The organism is Sphingomonas glacialis (genome assembly GCF_006439055.1).
GTDB classification, from domain to species: domain Bacteria; phylum Pseudomonadota; class Alphaproteobacteria; order Sphingomonadales; family Sphingomonadaceae; genus Sphingomonas; species Sphingomonas glacialis_A.
In genome coordinates, this window is sequence record NZ_RCZC01000005.1 from 69,867 (window position 1) to 92,046 (window position 22,180).

General features: G+C 61.0%; 15 protein-coding genes. 2 read left to right on the top strand and 13 right to left on the bottom strand.

Features of this window, described 5'->3' with window-relative positions; genetic code table 11:
* Positions 1-15: 15 nt before the first annotated feature.
* The 4 genes from EAH76_RS16555 to EAH76_RS16570 all read right to left on the bottom strand — a co-directional run bounded on the left by EAH76_RS16555 (position 16) and on the right by EAH76_RS16570 (position 7,785).
* Complete coding sequence (locus EAH76_RS16555) at positions 16-1,740, bottom strand: glycosyltransferase family 4 protein (RefSeq protein ID WP_161989073.1); 1,725 nt, start codon at positions 1,738-1,740, stop codon at positions 16-18.
* A gap of 349 nt (positions 1,741-2,089) precedes the next feature.
* Positions 2,090-2,827 (bottom strand): class I SAM-dependent methyltransferase, encoded by a 738-nt coding sequence (locus EAH76_RS16560; RefSeq protein ID WP_140851392.1) that lies wholly within the window; start codon positions 2,825-2,827, stop codon positions 2,090-2,092.
* A gap of 376 nt (positions 2,828-3,203) precedes the next feature.
* Positions 3,204-6,938 (bottom strand): glycosyltransferase, encoded by a 3,735-nt coding sequence (locus EAH76_RS16565; RefSeq protein WP_161989074.1) that lies wholly within the window; start codon positions 6,936-6,938, stop codon positions 3,204-3,206.
* Complete coding sequence (locus tag EAH76_RS16570; protein WP_140851394.1) at positions 6,922-7,785, bottom strand: DUF4214 domain-containing protein; 864 nt, start codon at positions 7,783-7,785, stop codon at positions 6,922-6,924. Before EAH76_RS16570 ends, EAH76_RS16565 begins: the two co-directional genes overlap by 17 nt.
* A 405-nt stretch (positions 7,786-8,190) precedes the next feature.
* On the opposite strand from EAH76_RS16570, the gene EAH76_RS16575 reads away from it, so the two are divergent.
* Entirely contained in the window at positions 8,191-10,401 is a 2,211-nt protein-coding gene (locus tag EAH76_RS16575; protein ID WP_140851395.1) for a glycosyltransferase family 2 protein, read from the top strand.
* Positions 10,402-10,513: 112 nt separating this feature from the next.
* Here EAH76_RS16575 and EAH76_RS16580 read toward each other — a convergent pair whose 3' ends face one another.
* The 9 genes from EAH76_RS16580 to EAH76_RS16620 form a co-directional block, all read right to left on the bottom strand.
* Positions 10,514-11,767 (bottom strand): glycosyltransferase family 4 protein, encoded by a 1,254-nt coding sequence (locus EAH76_RS16580; protein ID WP_161989075.1) that lies wholly within the window; start codon positions 11,765-11,767, stop codon positions 10,514-10,516.
* A 22-nt stretch (positions 11,768-11,789) separates the two neighbouring features.
* Positions 11,790-12,443 carry an ABC transporter ATP-binding protein gene (locus EAH76_RS16585; RefSeq protein WP_140851397.1) on the bottom strand — a complete coding sequence of 218 codons (654 nt, stop codon included), beginning with the start codon at positions 12,441-12,443 and terminating at the stop codon, positions 11,790-11,792.
* On the bottom strand, positions 12,440-13,240 hold the full coding sequence (locus tag EAH76_RS16590; protein WP_140851398.1) for an ABC transporter permease: 801 nt from the start codon (positions 13,238-13,240) through the stop codon (positions 12,440-12,442). Before EAH76_RS16590 ends, EAH76_RS16585 begins: the two co-directional genes overlap by 4 nt.
* 4 nt (positions 13,241-13,244) lie before the next feature.
* The gene (locus tag EAH76_RS16595) at positions 13,245-14,354 is read right to left on the bottom strand and encodes a hypothetical protein (RefSeq protein ID WP_140851399.1); all 1,110 of its coding nucleotides are present in this window, start codon (positions 14,352-14,354) and stop codon (positions 13,245-13,247) included.
* A gap of 166 nt (positions 14,355-14,520) precedes the next feature.
* Positions 14,521-15,573: a polysaccharide biosynthesis/export family protein gene (locus tag EAH76_RS16600; protein WP_347233112.1), complete on the bottom strand. Its 1,053-nt coding sequence runs from the start codon at positions 15,571-15,573 to the stop codon at positions 14,521-14,523.
* 156 nt (positions 15,574-15,729) lie between these two features.
* Complete coding sequence (locus tag EAH76_RS16605) at positions 15,730-16,833, bottom strand: glycosyltransferase family 4 protein (RefSeq protein ID WP_140851401.1); 1,104 nt, start codon at positions 16,831-16,833, stop codon at positions 15,730-15,732.
* Between the two features lie 3 nt (positions 16,834-16,836).
* Positions 16,837-17,736, bottom strand: a complete 900-nt coding sequence (locus EAH76_RS16610) for an NAD-dependent epimerase/dehydratase family protein (RefSeq protein WP_140851402.1) — start codon at positions 17,734-17,736, stop codon at positions 16,837-16,839.
* Positions 17,737-17,824: 88 nt separating this feature from the next.
* Positions 17,825-18,859, bottom strand: coding sequence for a GDP-mannose 4,6-dehydratase (gmd, locus tag EAH76_RS16615; RefSeq protein WP_140851403.1), 1,035 nt, complete (start codon positions 18,857-18,859; stop codon positions 17,825-17,827).
* Between the two features lie 259 nt (positions 18,860-19,118).
* Positions 19,119-20,444 carry a capsule biosynthesis protein gene (locus EAH76_RS16620; RefSeq protein WP_140851404.1) on the bottom strand — a complete coding sequence of 442 codons (1,326 nt, stop codon included), beginning with the start codon at positions 20,442-20,444 and terminating at the stop codon, positions 19,119-19,121.
* 343 nt (positions 20,445-20,787) lie between these two features.
* On the opposite strand from EAH76_RS16620, the gene EAH76_RS16625 reads away from it, so the two are divergent.
* A complete protein-coding gene (locus EAH76_RS16625) occupies positions 20,788-22,134 on the top strand; it encodes an LTA synthase family protein (RefSeq protein ID WP_241659752.1) in 1,347 nt (448 codons plus the stop codon).
* The last annotated feature ends 46 nt before the right edge of the window (positions 22,135-22,180 follow it).

The window sequence follows — 22,180 nt, forward strand, 5'->3', positions numbered from 1 at the left end:
ACTAACATATGACGGTCAGGCCGATGGGACTCGAAGGCAGCGCAGCTTGGTGCATAAATGCGAAAGGTACGCGGTCGATCCGTTCCGCAAATCCGCGACCGAACTCCGTTTGACAATCATGTCGAAGACCGACGCGCCACTCCGCCGTAGTTGCTCGTACTGAAGGACGCCTGAGACCTCTGTCGGCGTCGAATCCAAGACACAGTCGGCCACGTCGGGATCCAACACCGCATAGTCTGCCTCCTGATGAAGGTCCAATGCCATCGCGGCCAAGGCTATCCTATCCGGCGAATACCGGCCGAACCGACGATGATCGAACCGAACGACCAGTTGCAAGCTCGATCGGTCGTAGCGGGCGCTGAAATCAGCGACCGCATGGTCGACGGCAGACTTCGACGTGTCAGCACAATATAGGAACTTCGGAACGCCAGAAAATAGAGCGTCCATATCGTGATCCGCGCACATGCCCTGCGCCGCCGCGACCGATATGTCGGTATCTGCGCCAAACACTGATCCATGGAAGTCTGCCAGGCCTCCGCGCGCGCTAAGCCACGCTATGTCGGCCGGCCCAAGATCGACGTACAGAATCAAGATCGAAATTGGCCGGAATGGCGCCGGGGAAGACGGGCGAACTGCGGCCCCCCGTGCGCAATGCGCGCCCTTAGCCGCTATCGCTTGATCGATCGCATCCAGAAGATTCGCCGCCATCTTTTCGGACGAGAACTTCTCCGCCTGCCTAATACCTGCGCGTTTGTTCGCCTCACGCGTATCAGCATCTTCCCAGAACACCAGAATATCATTGGCGACCGCAATCGGATTCGCGGCATTCGCGAAATAGGATACCGCACCCGCACAGATCTCGGGGACCGCCGAGGTCCGATTTGCCAACACCGGAACGCCCAAGGCCATCGCATCGACCAGAGGAATGCCGAAGCCTTCGTACAGCGATGGGAATACCAGACCGGTGCTTTGGACGAACAGGTCGTAGAGTTCGGGTTCGGGCAGATACGCTTTCGGGACGACCAATCCATCGACCCCATTCGCTTTCACACTATCCGTCAACGCCTTCCGTATGCCGCCTCGATCGCCGACATTGGTAAGAATGACGGGCACCTCGATCCCACGACGTTTGAGATGACCAATGGCCTGGATCAAAACCTCATGGTTTTTGTGCAACCACGGCACCGCGGGATAAAGGAGATATCTGGCTTGAGGTTCGGCGGGTGCAGGATCGATCTGCCGCCGAGTCGCGGTGTCCTCCGCCATGAAACCCGCCAAGTGCACAACCGAGACGCGATCTGCCCCATAGAATTCCCGAAAATTGTCGCGTTCATATTCTGAGATTACGACCAGCCGGTCGGCGCGAGCTACCGCGTACGTATATTCGGCAAGCCGTGACGACATCTCCGACGCCGAAAAAAGCCACGGCATCCGCATATGTTGCAGGTCCAGCAAGATGCTGATCACGGCGACGGCGGGATCGATACTGGTGGGACGAAGGCCGTTCAGAGGATCGATGTAGCACTGGCACCACCGAAGATGGTCCGTCAAATACACATTTGTATCTTCAGGAACCGTAATCCAGTTGATCGCCGGAAAGCCTGCCGACAGGTGTTCGGAATGGGCCGCAATCGCAACCCGCAAATCGACATGCTGCGGAAGATGGGTCAACAGCGCGGTGACGAACCTTCCGGCCCCGCCTGCCCCTTGCGTCTCCGGCAGAAGCCGGACGAGGTTCATCAGAACGCGGGGTCGATCCAGCCGCTCTCTTCCATGGTGCGCCAGCATCACGCCTCGGCCGAAGCGGGTCTGAGCGGCAGAGGCACCAAGTCGCGCCCGTAGCGTGATCGCCGGCTAGCGCGTCGAGCCCTCGCGCCGAGCGCAAAATCGCCTCTGCCGTGCCACAGATGCCCGACCGGTCCGGTCGGCCGTCCGCCGCGGTGTTCCCCACAGCGTATCACCGCGCCCCAGAGGAGAGGTTCCCTGGTTCGTAGCCCCAAATCCCGCGCCGGCGCGGGCCACCATAAAGGAGCGCCCGAACCCGACCTCCAATCCCGGACAAGACCGCATTCACCCCGCACCGCGCGCCTCAACGGCGCGCGTGAACGATTGTACGGTAATTGCCTCTTTTGCTCGATCCCGCGGAGAACATCGACTTTCGCTTCCGCGTCAGCGGGTGGTTTGGCGATGTTGGCGACGCGGTCACCTCGATCTTGGAAAAGCCGAAGCTACCCAACATCACTTCCATCGCTGGGATGTTCGGCGCCCAGAAATTGGTTGGATCATTGCCCAGCTCGCCGGGCTTGTAGAGGCGCATCGCCGGAACGGTTTCATTTGGAAGCGCGGTGACGGTCTCGATGATCAGCTGGTCCGACGCCATCCGCGCCGCTGCCTCGAGACAGACATATGGGTCCTTAACATGATATAGGACACCGAGAAAAAGCACGACATCGAACGTACCGAGCGCATCGGGGGAGAGCGAAAGAACGTCGACGTCCAGACTTTCCACCTTGGAATTCAGCGTGCGATGAACGAAGTCGAATCCGTCACGCGTTCCCCATCCCGGTCCCGACCAGCAGAAGTGATCGGTAGCCAGCACGCGTGCTGCTCCACGTCTCTCGGCCTCAAACGAAAAGAAGCCGTCCCAGGCGCCGATATCGAGCACGGATTTGCCGTGCAGCTCATCCGAAAAAAAGATGTCGGCCTCTTGGCGCTGAACCTGCAGCGACTTGATACCCTCGAAAACTTGTCCATCCGGCAATTCAAATGAGTGAAACCATTGAATATTGGACGGATCATCTAAAGCGGTGGCAGTGGCTTCATTCATACTCAAAAGCTCTCACATCAAAATTTCGTGGTCGGAAATGCGGGTCGCGCGGTTTTCACCGTACCGACACCAGTGTCGGATCAGGACCACGCCAATAGAACCTTTACAACCTGCGGCCTTCCTGTCCCGGGATTCACAGCATGCCCGCAATACGCCCCATGGATCAGCGCGTCCACGGGCTATGCGGTCCTCATTATCGCCGATTGGTGCGACTGCCAAATGGCGATGTCATGCCACCGCGAACGCATCGCGGCCACGCGGGCCACGCGGCTCCGCCCACGCGCAAGCCGGCACCTCACCGAGACCGTGGCGAGCAACACGATCCCGCAGCCGCCGCATCTCACGCGCCATCGACAAGGCCGCCTTCCTGCCCCAATCAGTTAGCGACCGTCGCGCCACGGTCGGAATGACCATCGCGCCGCCAGACCCGATACGGCGGGCTTTCCCCCAAGATCGTCGCGAGCAACGACTGCGCACTCTTGCTCCAGGTTGACCACGCGACGGTCTGGATACGGGCGCCATCACTACCCTGCTCCAGGAAGCGTTCCACCGCTCCGCTTATCACGGCAGGGTCCACGTCATTCACGAAATAGCTGGCGACATCGCCCCCAACCTCCCGAAACACCGGTATGTCGCGCGCGATGACCGGGATGCCGTGGCGCGACGCCTCGATCAGCGGCAAACCAAAGCCCTCCCCCTCGCTCGCGGCCACAAGGCAGCCGCAGGAATTGTAGACGGCATCGAGATATTCGTCGCTGATCGCCCGGAGCCAAAACAAGCGCACACCATAATATGGGCTTTCGCGAACCTGGGCCGCGAAATCGTCCATCATCCAACCCAGCTGGCCGACAAGAACCAGATTTACGGTTAGCCCCTTCGACCATAAGATCTCGAACGCGGCCAACGTTTGGCGATGCCCCTTTCGCGGCTCGATGGTTCCAACCGACAGGAATGATGGGGCCGCGCGGATCGACGCCAGCACCGTCGGCGCGTCGTCCGGCAGGCCCTTGGTCGGCACGCTGCTTTCCATATCTGCGCCCAGATGAAACCAGTGAAGTTCAAGACCACGGGCCCTGTTTGGCCCATATCGACCGAGCCAATCGCAAAACTCGTCAGCGACAGCACGAGAGATACCAATGACACCGTTGAATTGTGCGATGACGTCGAGCCATAGCTGATGCCCGTCCTTCGTTCCCTCGACGAAATAATGCGAAAGGGTGACTGGCAAGAGATCGTACAATACGAAGTAGATCTTCATCCCGGATCGATGCCACTCCTCCAACGTCTCCCTTTGGCGTGGCACCACATGCGACTGGAGATCGAGACCGACGAAAATGTCGCTCGCGGTCGGCTCGATCAAATCGTCGGTCCACACGCCCGCCAGCCCAAGGAATTTCGCGGTAAAGGCGCGGGCGTAGCGATACCCGACGCGATCGGCCTCGGCGTATACGGGTTCGATGAGCCATCCCGAGGGGGGGGCGAGGAGCCATTGCATCAAGATCGAGCGCACGACCCGCTGGATACCAGACTTGGAATCGCGTTGCGCGAGTTCCGATACATCGACAAAGATGCGCTTTGTCTGCGGGCGGGGCGCCAGGGTGCGCGAGATTGCCTCGGCAAGCGCGACCAGATCGGCTTTCGATGGCGCCAGGTCGGCCGCAAGCAGGGCGTGTCCAATGCCGTATTCGCCGGTCGCAGCGCGAGCGTAACATGCCTCGATCGCTGCTACATACGCGTCGGCGCACGGTCCCGGAGCGTGCTTCGACAAAATCTGCGCCTGGGCGCGTCTGGCCATTTCGCGCCGCTCGCCCGGACTTGCTCGCAAGGCATTCAGGCCACCGATCAGATCGGCATCGCCGAAATGGTCCTCCAGGATCCAACCGCAGCCATTCGGCAACGGGTCGATGAGGCCGTTCCGCCGTGTGATGATCGGCACCTCCGCATCGACACAGTCCAGTACAGCGGCATCCGCGCGCCCCCCAAATCCTGAAAGCACGATCGCAACGTCAGCCGACGCCAACCACAGGGTGTAGGTATCACCGATGGTATGATCACAAAATTCAATTCTCCCGGATCGCGCGGCCCGGGCCCTCCGCCGCGCTTCCCCATCTCCCTCGTCCACGCCTAGAAAAACGAGGCGAGACTCGGGATCGCGCGCGAATGGACTGGCGAGCCAGGCCTCCAACACGCGCAACGTGTCGCCCGTCGCGTTCGATCCGCCGCCGAAGCAACACACGACGAACGCCGCATCCCCGACGCCGAGCTCGCCACGCGCCGCGCCCGTATCCGGCAAAGATTTCGAACCACGAATGACGGGAATGACACTCCACTCGTCCGCGGCACGCGCGCCATACCATTTCATGGCAAGGGCCCGGTCGTGCTCGCGGTGCACGATCACCCCCAGGGCGGCACGCAGGACATCAAGATTGCACGGGTAGCCGTGGCCATCGTCATAGGGCGCGTCAGGACGATAGCGCATCGCCGAAGCCCAGCCATGCGCCTGCACGATTGCCCGGACGACGCCTTTTCGGCCGTCGCCGATCGTATCGCGGTGTTCTGCCATCTTTACCTGCGAGAAGTCCTGCAGGATGACCAATCCAGGATGATCGTTCAGAGTGCTGACCGTACCGAAATCGTTCGGGGTTCCGCCGATTTGGTATACTACGCGCTCGCACCTCGCCGCATTCGCCCTGAACCAGCTGAGATCGCGAATGCTGCAATTTCCTACAATTTCCGGATCGGTGATATCATTTGCCGTCGATACGGCATCGATCTCGTAAAAGCGTGTGAGCTCTTTTAAGAGATTCGGGGTGGAGCGGTCGGATTTGATCCGCGCATCATCGGCATAAACAAAAACTAGCCGCCGACGCCGCACTTGGGGCGATCGATCTTTGCGAACCCCGATCTCCGCTACACGCCTTTGGCATTCTAGCCAAATCGCTTCGGTGGAAAGACCTTCGTCAAACTGTCGCACGGCGTCGAGCCCCGCTCGCTCCAACGAACCGCGGAAATCCACATCGACAAGCGCCCGTGCGATATCGCGGCTCAGGGAATCCGCATCAATCTCGTCGAATACCCTATTTCGTAGAGCAGCCCCCGAGCGTGGGGCTGCAGCGCTCGCGATTACCGTGCGACCACATTGCATCGCCTCGCGCGCCGCCACCCCCTGCGGTCCGTGCCAACCGGGAGACACGAAGAGTGCGCATGCGCGATACCATGCCGGCCAATCCTCGTCCGCGACGGCGCGATGCAAAACCAAATCGCTCGCTGACAAACCAAGACCTGCCCCCAGTTCGAGCAGTCTCGCACGATCCTCCGCGCCCGTCTCACACACGATCGCCAATTGGTGTGCCTCGCGCACTTCGATCGGAAGCTTGGCGAATGCTGCGATCATGCCCTCGACATCGGCACGACAACACAGAGGATCGGCATACAGAATGAAGGAACGCGACACGCCATAGTCGCGCTCCAGCGCCTGTGCCTCCATAGCAGTGGCGGCCCCGCGCGCAAATCGGCCGCTGGGGGGCGCCGCGATCACGATCGAGTCGACCGCTAGATGACGGCCCGCTTCCATCTGCGCCGCCTGCGACACAGCCAGGATCAGATCGGCGCGGCGCAAATGACCGAGCCTAGCCTCATACCATGGCGCCATAGCCAACCCAGCGCCGCTCGGCCGCTCGTCAAGCACGGACGAGAGAGAAAAGATCACCGCGAACGTCGGGATCGATGTGGATAGGCTGCCTATACTTGCTACGCCCCGCGCATCCTGCTCTTCCAGCAAAGACAGAATGATAACGAGATCCGGACTGAGGCTTGCGAACGCCGCTTCGCGGACCAATTCGGACGAGCGTCGCCGGACATCATGCATTGGCAGCTCGTGCGTAGTTGGCTCCACCCCATGCCATACGAACACGTTTTCGCCGGGCAGCGTATTTGCCAAATCGCTGCGGATGGACTCGATGCTGTCAGGAAAAAGGGAACTCAACCCTACGAAAACTTCATGATGGCCACGGCACATCGCCAGACTACGGACGAAATCGAGACCGTATCGAGCGATGGCAGTATGCCGGTTACTTCCTTGCGCGACTTGCAAATCAATGATGACGCGCATCTTGCTTTCCCGTTGACGCTTGGCTGAACGCCATAAGCGAATGGAGGCGCCGGAGGGATTTCGTGCCGCTAGCCCCCAGCTGCGGCGCGACGATGGACGTGGAAGGCCCGTCCTCGACCAACCCGCGCATCGATTTTTGCGCCGCGACGGCAGACGCCAGCCCTTCCGCAGGAACATCCAGCGCCAACCGAGCGACTAGGCTCTCGGTACGGTCACGCCAGCCATTCTGGTCGCGCCGCTCAGCCCGATCGTCGCGATGGTGATGTCGATTGAAGAGTTCGAATTGGCGATTCGATCGCCGGTTGGCGCTGACGATCCGTCGGAGCCACGCCCCGAGGCCCCGCGAACATCTCGCCTCTTCGTCGGTCACGAGCTTCAGTTCCCGCCAGAACGTGGAAGCCGCAGCAGCCTCGGCCGAACCCGCGATATCGCGCACAACGTTCTTTCGCGAGCGCCCCTTGGCGAGAACCTTGAGATAATGCTCAAGGCCCGCCGGATCCGAGCCTCTTCCAGCATACATTCGAAACTGCCGCTCGATAAATGCCGCGTCGGTCTGGTCGCGCTCTTCGCGAGACCATCGCTCGGCATATTCCCGCGAGGCCACAAGATCACTTAACAGCCGTTCCCGCCCCAGCCCCACTCGCAAGGCGCCGATCCTTGTGGTGTGCTCGCTCGGCTCAGGTGCGCGACCAAGCATAATCCGATAAGCCGCCTCGACGAAATAGGGGATCGGCAGATCTAAAAGATCAAGCACACCGACGTCAGGTCCAGGGACATCAGGAATCATCTCGGCTCGCAGGTTGGAATGTCGAAGCCCATAGAGAGACTGCAGGCGTTCTGCAAACACGATCGCAGCCCTCCACTGCCGGAACGCCCCCCCCCAGCCTATCGTGCTTCAATCAAGCGAACTTCCGCGATCGTTGGCAACGTGCCATTCTCGGCGACCAGGGCGTTTCAGAGAAATACCTATCGTTGAAGCGCTAGGGCTTTTAGGGGCGTGTCCCAGCGAAGATCGTCTTGTCGACATTCTGAATTATTCTTACGCGCCAGAAATCCGCAACGCGGCTATTGTATCGGCGGCCTTTTTCGCGCCAGGGGGACACGATAGGCTCGCACGGCCAGAAACACCTAGACGATAGATTTCGGGTATCTATCACCCTAATTCCACAAAAGTGCTACGCCGGACGTGTAAGGCCAGGCGATAGAGCGAACTGTCTTGGCCCGACAGGGAACGATCTTGGAGTCCTCAGAGATGAAATTTAGTGTTGTTACGGTCGCCCTCAATGCGGCAGCTGATCTGCCTCTGACGATCGAGAGCGTACTACAGCAATCATTCTCGGATTTTGAGTATATCGTTGTCGACGGCGGCAGCTGCGACGACACGCCGGCGGTTCTCGATCGATACGACGAATTTATCTCGCGCATTGTCAGAATAGAGGACGCCGGCATTTTCGCGGCGATGAATCAGGCGCTCGATTCCTGCAAAGGCGAGTTCGTCCTGTTCCTCAATGCAAAGGACAGGTTTTACGCTGCGGACGTTCTCGAAAAAATCAACGCGGCGATGGACGAGTCAGCCGACGTCGTGTTTGGCGACCATATTTACGTGAACGGGCGGCAGCACCATTTCCATCGAGCAGGCCGCTTCGAAGACACCGCAAGACTGCTGGAAAACGGCCAAGTCGATTATCGCTGGCACAGCCGGATCCCGGGGCATCAGGCCACATTCACCCGCACAGAACTTCTGCGGGAGCTGCACTACGACACGCGACTTCAGATTTGCGCGGATCACGACTTCATGTTCCGCGCATTCGCGCAGGGCGCTTCGTTCCAATATATCGATGAAACCGTCTGCCATTATATGGCGGGCGGCTTTTCGGCATTGCGGAGCGAACGACTCCGCCAGGAGTTTACGAGCACATATCGTAAGTTTTCGAAGCGGCCGTCGGAAGTCGATCGCTTGTTCTATCCAGAAATATCCGCTCCCTTTTCGCCCTACACGCCGAGAACGGGCCGACCTCTGGGCGGTGTCGGTCCGATTGAAGGGCCGTATCCCGAATTCGGCATTCCGAGCCAGATTGCATGGTGCAACGGCGACGGCTTCGAATTCCTGTCTCCGTCCGATCGGGCGACCACGGGATGCTCAATCAGCGTTTTCAACGTTTTCCCGGATCAAACCCTTGCGATCGTATGTGACGGCCAAGTCCTGCGCGAAGTCGTCGTTCCAAACGGATATACGAGCTATCGTGTGGAGTTCCTGGCCCCGGTGCCTCCAACATCGAAGGTGACGTTTACGACGTCGCAGCGCGGGCAGCTATCGCCCGGCGACGAACGCTTTGTGTCGCTGGCGTTGGGCAGTTTCCGCTTCGAAGATCATCAGACCCCGGACTTACCAAACGCGTCCGATATACCGGTGGGCGTCGGAAGCTACGAAGGTGCTGCAGTAGCGCTGGACCGATCGGCGGACAGCCTGTCGACCGACTCATGGCGTCTGGTTCTGCATGTGCGGAACACCGTTCTTACCGAAGCTGGCGCGCAAAGCCCGGATCAGATCGCAGCGGGCGACCTGCTTGCGACCGATCGGGGTGAGCCGGTCGCCGTGCGGAGCGTGCAACGGATGAGCGATCGACCCGGCGAAGTGCGCACACCCGTGATTACGATCGAACCCGAAGCCCTGGACACACAGGTCCCTTCGGTGCGGCTGACGGTCCTGCCGGGAACAATCCTTGCGACCAACACCGCGACCGTCAAGGCCGCGCAGCTCGCGAACGGAGCGACCATAATCCACGATACCGCCGACGCCGCCGATATCTATACTCTGGAATTGGCGGGCCCCGGGACCGTCGCCATCGGCGGCGTCAACGTCGCTCTCACGACCCCAAGACAGGTTCAGGAGACATCGGGTGCGGTCGATCTCTTGGCCTTGCGCCAGACCGTACGCGCTCAGGCGCTAGCAACCGGGTGGGAATATGTCGAAGACCGTCGCGTGCAGATTGCGGTGGAGGGCGCAATCGTTGCTCCGGCTGCGGTCGACGCCCGCCGCTCGCGTTTCGTGCTCGACAAGCCAGCGCGGCTTTTTCAGGTCTTTTCCGCCGCGGCAATCGCCGCGGAACACCTTCCTGCCAGCGCCGATGGTCGCCGCCTCGGCGTGCAAGTCGCTTGGGTGAAGGGCGACGGTCAAGATATTCCCTTGGACTCGGAGAGCTTTGGCAACGGCTTCTATGACGTGGAGCAGGGCAAGAAGGCCCGCTTCCGCTGGACCAACGGCAATGCGATGTTGCGGTTACCGATGCCGGTTTCCGTGCTGGAGATCGGCGTGCAATCGGCCCTTCATATCCTTGAGCACCATCCCGCCGGCGCATCAGCAGCGCGTATTTTGGTACAACGCAGGAAGGCGGGCTGGCGCGGCTGGCTACGCTCGGTCAAGCAGGCGATCGAGGCAGCTATCAGACGGTATCGCAGCTAACGATTGAAAGAGACCGGGGACCGCCTCGCTCGCGTGAAGCATGCGAGCAGGGCGGCGCGTTAGCCGTAGCTCCGGTTGCGCATGCCGCACGCGGCGGGCGCTGGTTGTCGCTTCAGCTGGCGATTTGCATCGGCTGATGCCGATCCTTCTCGAGCAGGCCGATCAAGGCCTTGGCGGTGTCGGGCCAGCTCGCGAGCGATGGCAGGACGTTCGCCGTAGCAGGCGACGTCTGGCAATCGAGCGCCGACAAAATCGAGGCGGCAAGCTCGTCTGCGCCAGCATCCGCGGGAAAGTAGCGAAGGCCGAGATGGGCGTTTTCCCGAAACACCGGTATGTCGCGCGCCAACACCGCGCAGGATCGCTGTGTTGCCTCGAGGATGGGGAGGCCGAAGCCTTCGCGATACGACGCCGCGATCAGCAGCGTCGCATCCTCATACATCGCCACCAGGTTCGTATCGTCCGTGGTGGCCGACCAGGATAGCCGGCGCCCGAATTCAGGGTGCCGCTTGATCCGGCGCTGTAGCGTTCCCGTTTTCCAGCCTGGCGACCCGACGATAGCGAGCGAAACGTTATGCCCGCGTGCCCACAACAGATCGAACGCGTCCAACACGTCCGAATATCCCTTCCGCGGCTCAATCGTCCCCACCGCGAGGACTGATGGCCCTCCAGCGTCCCGTACGTGCGCCCGGTGCCGCTCGGGCGAACCCGCCGGCGTTGGGTCCACCCCCATCGGGATGACCGAGATTATTGGCGCGCGGTCGATCCGAAACCGCTTGCACATGATCATGCGTAAATCCGCGGCGGTCGCCTGAGAGATACAGGCGTAGCCATCAGCGACGCGCGCGGTCGCTATCAGCCAGCGATCGAAACGGGCGACCACTTTCGACGAAAAGAAGCCGGGGTCACTGACCGGCAACAGATCATACATCACAAACCAGATGCGCGCGCCAGTGCGCCGTCGCGCCAGCAGCATTGCCGCTTGGCGGCGGACCGCATCGAACGACAAATCCAGCCCCAGAAAGACATCTCCGACGCGCAGATCCATCACCTCCCCTGGCTCTGCGTCGGACGAAGGCCAGAGAGAATGCCGATACGCGCCATCTACGTATCGGATTGGTTGTACAGTCCACCCGTTCGGGTCGAGGATGAGGGCGCCTGTGATTGATCGCACCACACGCTGGATCCCGGTGCCGGCATCATGCCGCGCGATGTTGGTGACATCCACGAAGAGGGTCGGGTGCTCCGTCGACGCGCCGCGGCACGGCAGGTCATGGCGGGAATGGGCGATTATCAGCCGCTGCAGCCACACTGGATACAGCGTCGAAAAAACACCACGAACAACAGTCCAGAGCAGTGCGGCCCGCATTTCTGCCGTTCCCAGCACAATCTCAGCGCATCGAGCTCTCATAGAATTCAAACGCCTGGTCGATCTCGTCAAAATTATGGAGTTGACCCTGCACGAGCACCGCGGCGCGCGTGCAATGCTCCCGAATGTATCCGGCATCGTGCGATACGATGACCAAAGCGCGATCAGCACGCTTCTCGAACAGTTCGACACGACATTTCTCGTGGAACCGGGAATCGCCGACCGATACGACCTCGTCGATGAGAAAGCAGTCGAACTCGATGCTCATTGATACCGCGAAGCCAAGACGGGCCCGCATACCGGCCGAATAGGTGTTGATCGGCTCGTACAGATATTCGCCCAAGTCCGAAAACTGCTGAACGAAATCAATTCGGCTTTTGGGATCCACGCCATAGATCCGGCAGATGAACCGAAGGTTGTCGATACCAGTAAGCGCGGACTGGAAGGCTCCGGTATAGGCAATCGGCCACGACGCACTCATTCCGCGATGCACGCGACCATCCGAGGGCTGTTCGGCGCCACTGATGATCCTGATCAAGGTCGACTTGCCGGCACCGTTACGACCGAGAATGCCAATCTTGTCGCCGTGTTCGATCGACAAATTCACCGAGTTGAGAATTTGCCTGGCGCCACGGCGGGTATGATAGAATTTATTGATATTCTCGAGTCTGATCATTCGGGAATTACCTCACGACTCACTTTGCGAAGCTGCGCGAGGGCCAATAAAGTCAAGACAGCATTGATCACGATGGGATAGGACGGCGTGTAATGCGCATGGAACTTCGACCCGAAATAGCCGTCTCTGATCATCTCGGTACAGTGCACCATCGGGACATACAGCAAGAAGTCCTGCGCATTCTTTGGCAGGATTTCCACCAGAAACGCCGCGCCCGAAAGCGGAAAGATGAGATACGCGGCAGGGTGCCACAATTTGTCGACGATCTCCGATCGCTCGGCCAAGGCGGCAAGCAACAATGCAAGCGAGATCCCGAACCACGCCAGGATCGCCCAGCCGGCGATGACCAGCAGAAGGTCTTCGGGGGGCTGGATCCATTCGATCGAGATGAAGATCAAGGATAGGACGGTGAAAGAGATCGTCGCACCCGCCCCCTCGAGCATCAAGCGCGCAAGCAGGATGTCGAGCACCTTCACCTGCCGGTGATACATCAAGGACAGATTGGGCTTAACCGCGCCGATGCTGCGCGAAGGCATATTGCGCCAGAGCAGGACCGACGAATAGCCGGTCAGCGCAAACGACACGATCGGCAGGCTCGTACCATGCGACGCTCCGGTCAGCGACCAGAGCGCCGTCACACCGAGCGTGAAGAGCATAGGCTCGACGAACAGCCAGAGGAACCCGATGTTATGCCGACCGTAGCGGGTAAGCACTTCACGCATTAACAACGCACCGAGCACCCGGCGCTGGATCGGCCATGCTGCCCTTAGCGACGCAAAGGTACTGTCCGCAGCCATGCGCTTAATCCTTATGCTCTTGAACACCAGCGAGCAGCATCGTCAGGATTCCCCAAGCCACCATCCCCAGCAACAGGGTCGACAGTATTCCACGCCAGCGGCGCGGCTCGACCGCCTGATCTGGAATGCTGGGCTCGACGATCCGCTCGAGATACGCCTGCTTGCGGCGCGCTTCGTTCGACGCATCCTGCAGCGACGACATCGCCGCTCCGAGTTGCTTGTCGGCCAGCTGGCTCTCCAGCGAAAGGCGCTGATACTGGGCGGCAGTCGATGAAAGCGACTTTCTCCCACCGGCGACCATCGAGACCTGGTTCTGCATTTCGCGCTCGAGTCCGGCAACCCGCGTAGCCAAGACTTCGATCTGCGGGTTCTGCGGGGTGAAAGAACGCAATTGGAGCAATTCGGATCGCGCCGAAATGATCTCGTCCTGAAGCTTGGACACCATCTGCAGCTGCACAGTAGCCTGCTTCTCTGGATCCACGACGCCTTGGCTATTGCGGAAAGCCGACAGCGCGACCGCGGCGGATCTGGCCTTTTCCTTGGCCTCGTCGACCTCGACGCTCGCGAAGTGAATCAAATCCTGCCGACCGCGCTCGTTGAGGTTGTTAACCGTGAGTTCAGCCATGTGGAGCAGTTGCGTATTAACCCTATACGCTTCCCGAGCCGTATACGCGCGCACCGTCAAACTGGTGATCGACGCGGTCGTCTCATGTTCGATGAGAACCTTCGACTTGTAAAACTTGTAAAGCGCTTCGAAGCTACCGTTGAACCCCAATCCGTTGAAGCGATCGACGAACGATATCTTGCGGTCGGAATAAGCTTGAGCAAAGGCGCCATTCTTATTCAGCGCGACCAGCGCGTCGCGGGACTGGATGAAACTTTCCGCGGCATAAATCTCATCACCTCCGCCCGTGAACCCGGTCGATTTGAGCAACACGCCCAGACCGGTGGATGCTGGCTTATCAGGGCTGCGCACAACAAACCGCGATTCGGATACGTAAACGTCAGACGCAAGAAAACCGAAATAAACGACCGCGACAATAACCGGTACAACTACAGTAATCATCAATATTCGGTCGATCTTAGCGACCCGGTCGAAAATAGTGTTTTGCATGATATCCAGGACTCTACCTAAACCGATGGTCGCATTTCATATTACATTGCGGGTCTGCAACCGCAAAGCCTTGTCTCAGCCGACAGCAAAAACGCCGCGAGGCATAGGCCGCATCGACGCGCCTTCCAGCGATCGCGCGCCACCTACCATCGGGCGCCTGCGTACGTCATGGCACAGCCGTCGCGACCGTAGCGATCGGAAATACGGTCGAAGAAATCACGCTAACGAACTTCTGGATATCCGCGAGAGGCGCGTTGGATACGTATACGACATCCTTGTCGCGGATCGGGAAGCTCTGCGCGACGAAGAAGGTCGACGGATCCTTGAAATTGATCCGGTAGATCACCGCAACCTTGCCGTCGGGCGTCAATTGCGCGCTCTGCAGCATTGCCGGATCGAGCGCCGCGGGATCCTCGAAACGGAAGATGAAGACCCCCTTCATGTCGGCGCGCTGGTCGTTGAGCCCGGCGAAGCGTCCAATCGCCTGTGCAAGGGTGAGGCCGGTGCCTTCAAACGCCAGTTCCTCGTTGCGGCCCGTCGCACCCAGTGCCGTAAAGCTGAAGGGCTGGTACAGCGCCGTAATCACGTCATCCGGCTGGAGGCGGATATTCTGTCGCGGATCGCGAATAACCGCACCCAGCGGCATCGAAGCGATCTTGGCACCGCGCGTTATCTGGATCGTAATCTTACCGATCGGCTGGCGCACTCCGCCGACCGATGCGAGAACGTCGAGCAAGCGCTCGCCCTTCGCGGTAACCGGCACGCGCGCACTCGAGTTGACGTCACCGACGACGGTAACGTTCGAGCTCGCATTCTTGACCATCCGGACGACAACCTGCGGCAAGTGTGCCTTGCCCGCCAGGCGGTTGGCGATCTCGCGCTCGATCTGGGACGAAGAGCGCCCCGCGGCGACGACCGAACCGACGAACGGGATGTTGATCCGCCCGTCACTGTTGACCATCTGCTCGGGCAGCGTGGTGCCGCGTGCGGTAGACGTCGACGTTGCGGTGCGAACATCTCCGCTGGGAGCGCCGAACAGCGCGGCCGGCGGCGCCTCCCAGATCGCGATGTCGAGAACGTCGCCCCGCCCGATGATCGAACCGGCGGCATAGCCCTCGCCCAGCGATTCGGAGAAGAGCCGATCATGCTGGGTCGCAATGACGCGGCGCGCGACAAGGTCAGAGACATCGATAACCTTGATCGACGCTTGGTTCGCCATCACCACGCCATCTGAACGATTTACGGCGCGCGACGAAGGCCCCGCCCCCGGAACGATCGCGCACCCGGAAAGGGGAATCGTAACGGCGGAAGCGAGCAATAGCCTACGGATCGCCTGCGAGCAGCCGCCCAGTTTAAAAGTCGTCATCACGTTCCCTTAACCGACCTCGGCGCCATACGCACGGTAAACCTCGACGGTTTTGTCCACACAGCACGCCCAACTGTAATGGGCCGCGACCGTTATGCCCGCCGCTATAGCGGCGTTGCGCCAGATGTCATCATCCAAACCCCGTTCGATCGCCAGGCTCAGGGAGTCGATATCGTCCGGGTCGATCGTCATTGCGGCGCCGCGCGTGACTTCGGGAAGACATGATCGGTTCGACACGATTGTCGGGACACCGCAGGCCATGGCTTCGATGGGGGGAAGGCCGAAGCCCTCGTACACGGACGGATAGAGAAAAAGGCGCGCGCCCGCATACAGCGTTGGAAGATCGTCCTCTTGGACGAAGCCAAGCATGATCAAACGGCCTTTGCGCTGTTCCTCCTCGATCAAGGCATGCAAGCTTTCGTTCCGCCACCCCTTGGCGCCAACCAATACCAGCGGCACGTCGCGCCCAGCCCGACTACAAAATTGGGCATGCGCCAGGATTGCCGCTTCGATGCGCTTGCGCGGCTCGAAGGTGGCGACGGACAGGACATACGCGCCGATGTCCCGACCCAATAGGGCTCGCAGCTTCTGCGGAGCGCCACGACTTGCCGGGTGAAAACGAGTGGAAACGCCGAGGTGGACCGTCGTTACCCTGTCTGCCGGATAGGACAGGTGCGCGATCAGGTCGCGCCGGGTGGCTTCTGAATCGGTCATGACGTGCGCCGCTCGATCCAGCGAGCGAGCGAACTGCTTTTCGAAATCCCGGATACGTTCGACCGGATGCGTTTCGGGGTAGAGATAAATTGAGAGATCGTGGACCGTAATCACGCCGGTCTCGGCCATCGGAGGGAGAAAGTAATTCGTACCGTGGATAAGACGCCCCTTGAAACCCGACTTCGCGCGCCACGGCCGCAGAATCTTGGGCAGCGGCGACCTCCGCCGTACACTCCCGTCGAGGAGTCCGGCAGGATTGGAATGCCAATGGTCGTTCAGAAAGAATGCGAGATCGTCGACGACGGGATGTCGGGCCAAACCTTGCCAAATCTCGCGGGTGTAGCGACCTATGCCGGTCAGATTGGTCGAAAGCGGATCAACGGTAATGCCTACGCGCATTCGCTACCCCTCGATCATCCATTGCAACGTCTCTTCCAAGGGCGGCATCGAAAGCGGTCCGATCGTTCTTTCCAGCTTATCGCGGGATCCCTTTAGCAACTTCACTTCGTTGGCGCGAACGAATGCCGGATTGACCGTCACCTCGATTTCATGCCCGGCGATCTTGCATGCCAAGGCGACCACGTCCCGCAACGAGACCGCCCGACCGGAGCATACGTTGAAGACATCGCCGATCGCCGACGGGGTTTCCAGCAATCGAAGATAAGCGTGGGTGACGGCCCGAACATCCGAAAAGTCCCGCGCCACGTCGAGGTTGCCGAGCTCGATCAAAGGTGCTCGCTTGCGGATATAGCTGACGATCTTCGGTATCAGAAAATCCACACTTTGCCCAACCCCGGTATAGTTGAACGGACGCGCCAGGATAACCGGAAGCCGCGGGGCATAAATCGCCGCGAGGTTTTCGACGGCCACCTTCGTTATGGCATAATCGTTCGCTGGATGAACCGGCGCGCTTTCCGTCAGCGTTCCCTCACTCGCGTTCCCGTAGACATTTGCGCTACTCGCCACCAGCACCGCACGGGGGGGCACAGAGGCGTTGGCGCTCGCCTCCAACAGAGCGCGCGTTCCCAGAATATTGGAACGATACATCTCTTCCAGATCACCGTGCGCGATGAAGGCGATCCCGGCCAGATGGAGGATATAGTCCGGCCGGACTTCCTCCATCACCGCCGTGAGGCGATCCAGATCCAGTAGATCGCAGGCATGCAAGGTGCCGATTTCACAGCACCCCGCACGGTCCGGCTCGCGCGCAAGGCCATGGACGGCATGGCCGGCGTCACGCAAGCGTTTCGCCATGTACCGTCCCGTAAAGCCATTAATGCCGGTTACCAGCGTCGTCGTCACTGTCGCGCACTCGTGCCGCGGCGTTCGCTCTTGACCGACGGCCCAGTCCGTCCCGGCACGGACCCGGCACGAGCCGAGATGCGCTTCATCAGAAGGACATGCCGTACTGGTTGCGACCCAGGTCAGCGTCCACCATCAGGCGGCAGAGTTCCTCGAGCGTGGTTTTCGGCTTCCAGCCCAGCACGCGTTCCGCCTTGCTGGGATCGCCGATCAGCAGATCGACCTCGGCCGGACGATGGAAGCGCGGGTTGACGCGAACGACCTCCTTGCCGGTCTTGACGTCGACTGCTGTCTCCTGATCTTCGCTACCCCGGAAATCGAGCTCGATGTCGGCCGCCTTGAATGCCATGCGGACGAAATCGCGGACGGTCTCGGTGCGGTTGGTCGCAAGCACGAAGGTGTCAGGCTCATCAGCCTGAAGCATCAGGTACATGCCTTCGACATATTCCTTTGCAAAGCCCCAGTCGCGCTTGGCGTCCATGTTGCCCAGCTCGAGCACCTCGGCCTTGCCGAGCTTAATCTTGGCAACGGTGTCCGTGATCTTGCGCGTGACGAATTCACGGCCGCGCAGCGGGCTCTCGTGGTTGAACAGGATGCCGCTGCTGCCAAAGATGCCGTAGCTCTCGCGGTAGTTGATCGTGATCCAGTGCGCATAGAGCTTGGCAACGCCGTACGGGCTGCGCGGCCAGAAAGGCGTATCCTCCTTCTGTGGCACGGCTTGCACCTTGCCGAACATTTCCGAAGTGCTTGCCTGATAGAAGCGGATTTTGGGGTTCACACAGCGGATCGCCTCGAGCATGTTCAACGCGCCGATGCCGGTGATCTCTGCGGTGGTCGCAGGCTGGTCGAACGACACCCCGACAAAGCTTTGCGCAGCGAGGTTATAAACTTCCGTCGCTTCCGACGTCTGCAACAATCGGATCGACGACGAAAGGTCGGTCAGATCATGCTCGACCAGATGCAGATTGGGATCGTTGAGAATGCCGAGCTCTTCGATCCGCCAGAAATTGACCGAGCTAGTGCGGCGATATGTGCCATAGACACGATAATTCTTGGCAAGCAGCATCTGCGCGAGATACGCACCATCCTGCCCCGAAATCCCTGTTATGACAACGGTTTTCATTAATCGCCTCTCAATTTCTCATTGCGTCGAAGGAGGTCTAGGACGCGCTGCCACCCAGGCATCTTCCGAAGCATCGGAAAAAACCAGTCGACACTCGGTCAGGCGCTTTTCGTCGCTTCACAATTGCCGTTCGGCCATTAGCAGGGTTTTTAGGGTGGTACAGTGCAAAGTTAGATTTTTCCGGGAGCATCATGCTGCGCTGCAGCAATGACGAGAACGGTATTTTGGCTCCGCCATGAGCTCAATCCCGAACCGAGCGTCACCCCGGACTTGCGTTCACTATCGACCTCTTATCTACCGCTACCTTCAGCGGACTTGCCGCCTCCAACCGAGCCACGACACCCTCGATCACCTTGTCGAGCGCCTCGTCGGAAAAGAACCCGCCCGCCACCAGGCAGCGGTCGATCAGCACGCGCCGAAACGCCGCAAAGGTTTCGGCATCGGGCTTGCCCGGGTCGCGCCAGAAATCGTCGAGCCGCCCCTGATAGGTAACGCCTTCGATGTCGTAGACCGCCTGACCCAGCGCGATCACGGGAACATCGAGCGCGATCGCCAGCGTGCCGCTGGTGCTGTTGATCGTCACCATCCCCTTCGAGCGTTGCGTCACGGGTATGATATCGCCCATCTCGAGATAATCGACCCGGTCAGCCACGCCGTGAAGCGCCGCGAGCATCATCGCCTCGTCGCGCCAGTCGCGCACGCCGTTGTCGAGCGGATGCTCCTTCACCACCAGCCGCATATCCTTCGGCGCATGGCTGGCGAACGACGTGACCACCATCAGCAACGCATCGGCGACACCCGCGAACGACGAGTGAAAGCGGATTTGCGCATCCGAATCGAGCTGGAGCGGAAACACCATATAGGGTTCGGTCGTCACCGCGAGCCGGGCAAGGACCGTATCGGCGCGTTCGCGCGCTTCCTTGCGGCGCATCAATCGCCGCGCCCAGCCGATGCCCTCGACCACCGGATGGAACGGCCGGTGGTTTTCCCAGAACGGATAATGCCAGCGCGTCAGCACGTCGGCGAGATTGTAGAGAATGCCTTCCGCTGCGCGGCGGCGAAACGACGAGGGGAAGGGATGCTGCGGCGGCACCGGCGGCAGCGTCGCCGCCTCGCCACGATACCAGGCTGCATCGCGCGGCAGCGTTGAATGGCCATTCACCCCGCCGAGCTCAAGCGTCACCCAGTCGGGCCGGATATAGCCTTCTTCGAAGACATGGACGGGAATGTGGAGATCGCGGCACAGCGCGATCGCGGCGATGTGGAGCGGCCGGCAGTCGCCGAACAGCACGACATCGGTAATGCCGCGATCGGCGATGATCCGCTCGAGAGCCGCCGGCCATTCCGTGGGGGTGCCGCGATAGTCGATCCCGTTCGGCAAGCGCCAGAACAACCGGTCGCCGCCGTTGAAATTGACCTTGTAGACGCCGTACCCGTCGCGTCGCAGCGCCTGCCCGACCTTGCGAAAGAGCGGCCCCATCAGGCCCTGCAGCAACAAGATGTTGCGGCGCTCGAGCGCGGGCGGCACGCCCGGCGCCGCGACCTGCGGCATCAGGACCGGAGCGCCGGTAGAGTGTTCGGGCATGTGGTCTTCCTCGTCTTTACCCGGCAATGGCTGCGCCCCATAAGCCATCGTACCAAACCGCGCTCATACAGAGCGTTGCCGAACTTTCCAAGAAGGCGCGCGTGCTTGGCCGATCGTGACAGCGTCGTCCGCCGGCGCTATAGCGCAGCCGCGTCTCCTTCCAGCATGTGCGCGGGCAAGGTTCGGTCTAGGCAGACGCGCCCGTTCGAAGCGCGCATTTGTGGCGGATGATGTGATCGTCTTTATTACTATGCTGATCGCGTCGATGCTGCTTGACGCTACTGTAAGGCCGCGCCCCGTGCGCTTTCGCGAGCCGCGCGGATTGGCGCTGCATGTACTGGCGATGACGGCGCTATTCGGTTTCGGCCTCGCCGTGTCGGGTAATGCGCCAGTCGCGGCGTTGCTGGCGATCGCCCTGCTGGCGTTGTTCGTCGTCGCCTCCAACGCGAAATTCACGATGCTAGGCGAGCCGCTGGTGTTTTCCGATCTCGCCTTACTCTTCGCCGTCGCGCGCCACCCGCGATTCTACTTCACCGCGATACCGCACCAACAGCGCTGGTTCGGGGCGATCGCGATGATGCTCGCCGCACTGACGCTGATGGCGCTGTTCGAGCCCGCGCCGCTCGCGCGCGCGGTGGGATTGGCGGTGATGGTCGGCGCGGGCGCCGCGATGGTGGCGCTGCTCCGCGGACGCTGGTTCGCGGCGGAGGCGCTGCGGCCGGCGCTTGAGGCCGATCTCGCGCGGTTCGGGCTGATCGCGACCGCGGCGCTGTATTGGCGGCGCTGGCGCGAAACCGCCGACCCGCAGCCGCAACCGCCCTTGCCCGCGCCGTACGCTGCCGCCGGCATCGCGGCGCCGCAGGTGATCGTCATCGTGCAGTGCGAATCGTTTGCCGACCCGGTCGCCTTGACGGGCGACCCGTCGCGCGCGCTGCCTGGGCTCGCCCATGCCCGCGCCGCCGCGTGGCAATATGGCGAGCTCGAGGTGAGCGGCTTCGGCGCCTATACGATGCGCACCGAATATGGCGTGCTGTTCGGCCGCAGCGAAGCAGCGCTCGGTTTCCGCCGATACGATCCTTTTCTCAGCGCACACGGCGAGGCGAGCTATGCGCTGTCGGCGCGGCTCGGCTCGGTCGGCTATCGTACGACCTTCGTCCATCCGCACGATCTGCGTTTCTATGGCCGCAACCGCCTGATGCCGGCGGTCGGGTTCGACCGGTTGATCGGCGCGGAGGGCTTTGCGCCGCTGCCCGAAGGCGGCGGGCGCTATGTCGATGACCGGACACTGGGCTACGCGCTCGCCGCGCTGGTCGAGGAAGCGCCCGAAACCGCGCTGATCTATGCGGTGACGATGGAAAACCATGGCCCGTGGGACAAACATCGCGAGCCCGGCGCGGCGATCGGGATTGACGCCTATCTGCGGCACCTGCGCAGCAGCGATGCAATGCTGACCGCGCTGTGCGAACGCCTCACGACCGACGAACGCCCGGCGCTGCTCGTGTTCTTTGGCGATCATCGGCCGAGCATTCCGGGGATCGTCGAGCCCGGCGGCGCGCGGCACACGCCCTATGTCATGCTACGCTTCGACGGGGCGGGGAACACGCTTGCAGGCAAGGGTCGAGTCGACCTCACGCCCGCCGATCTGCATCACGCCGTGCTCGACTGCCTCTGGCCGCCCGCAATGGTGTGATCGTCGCGCGCGCCGCGACGCCGTACGCCGCCGGCTGACCGCCAGC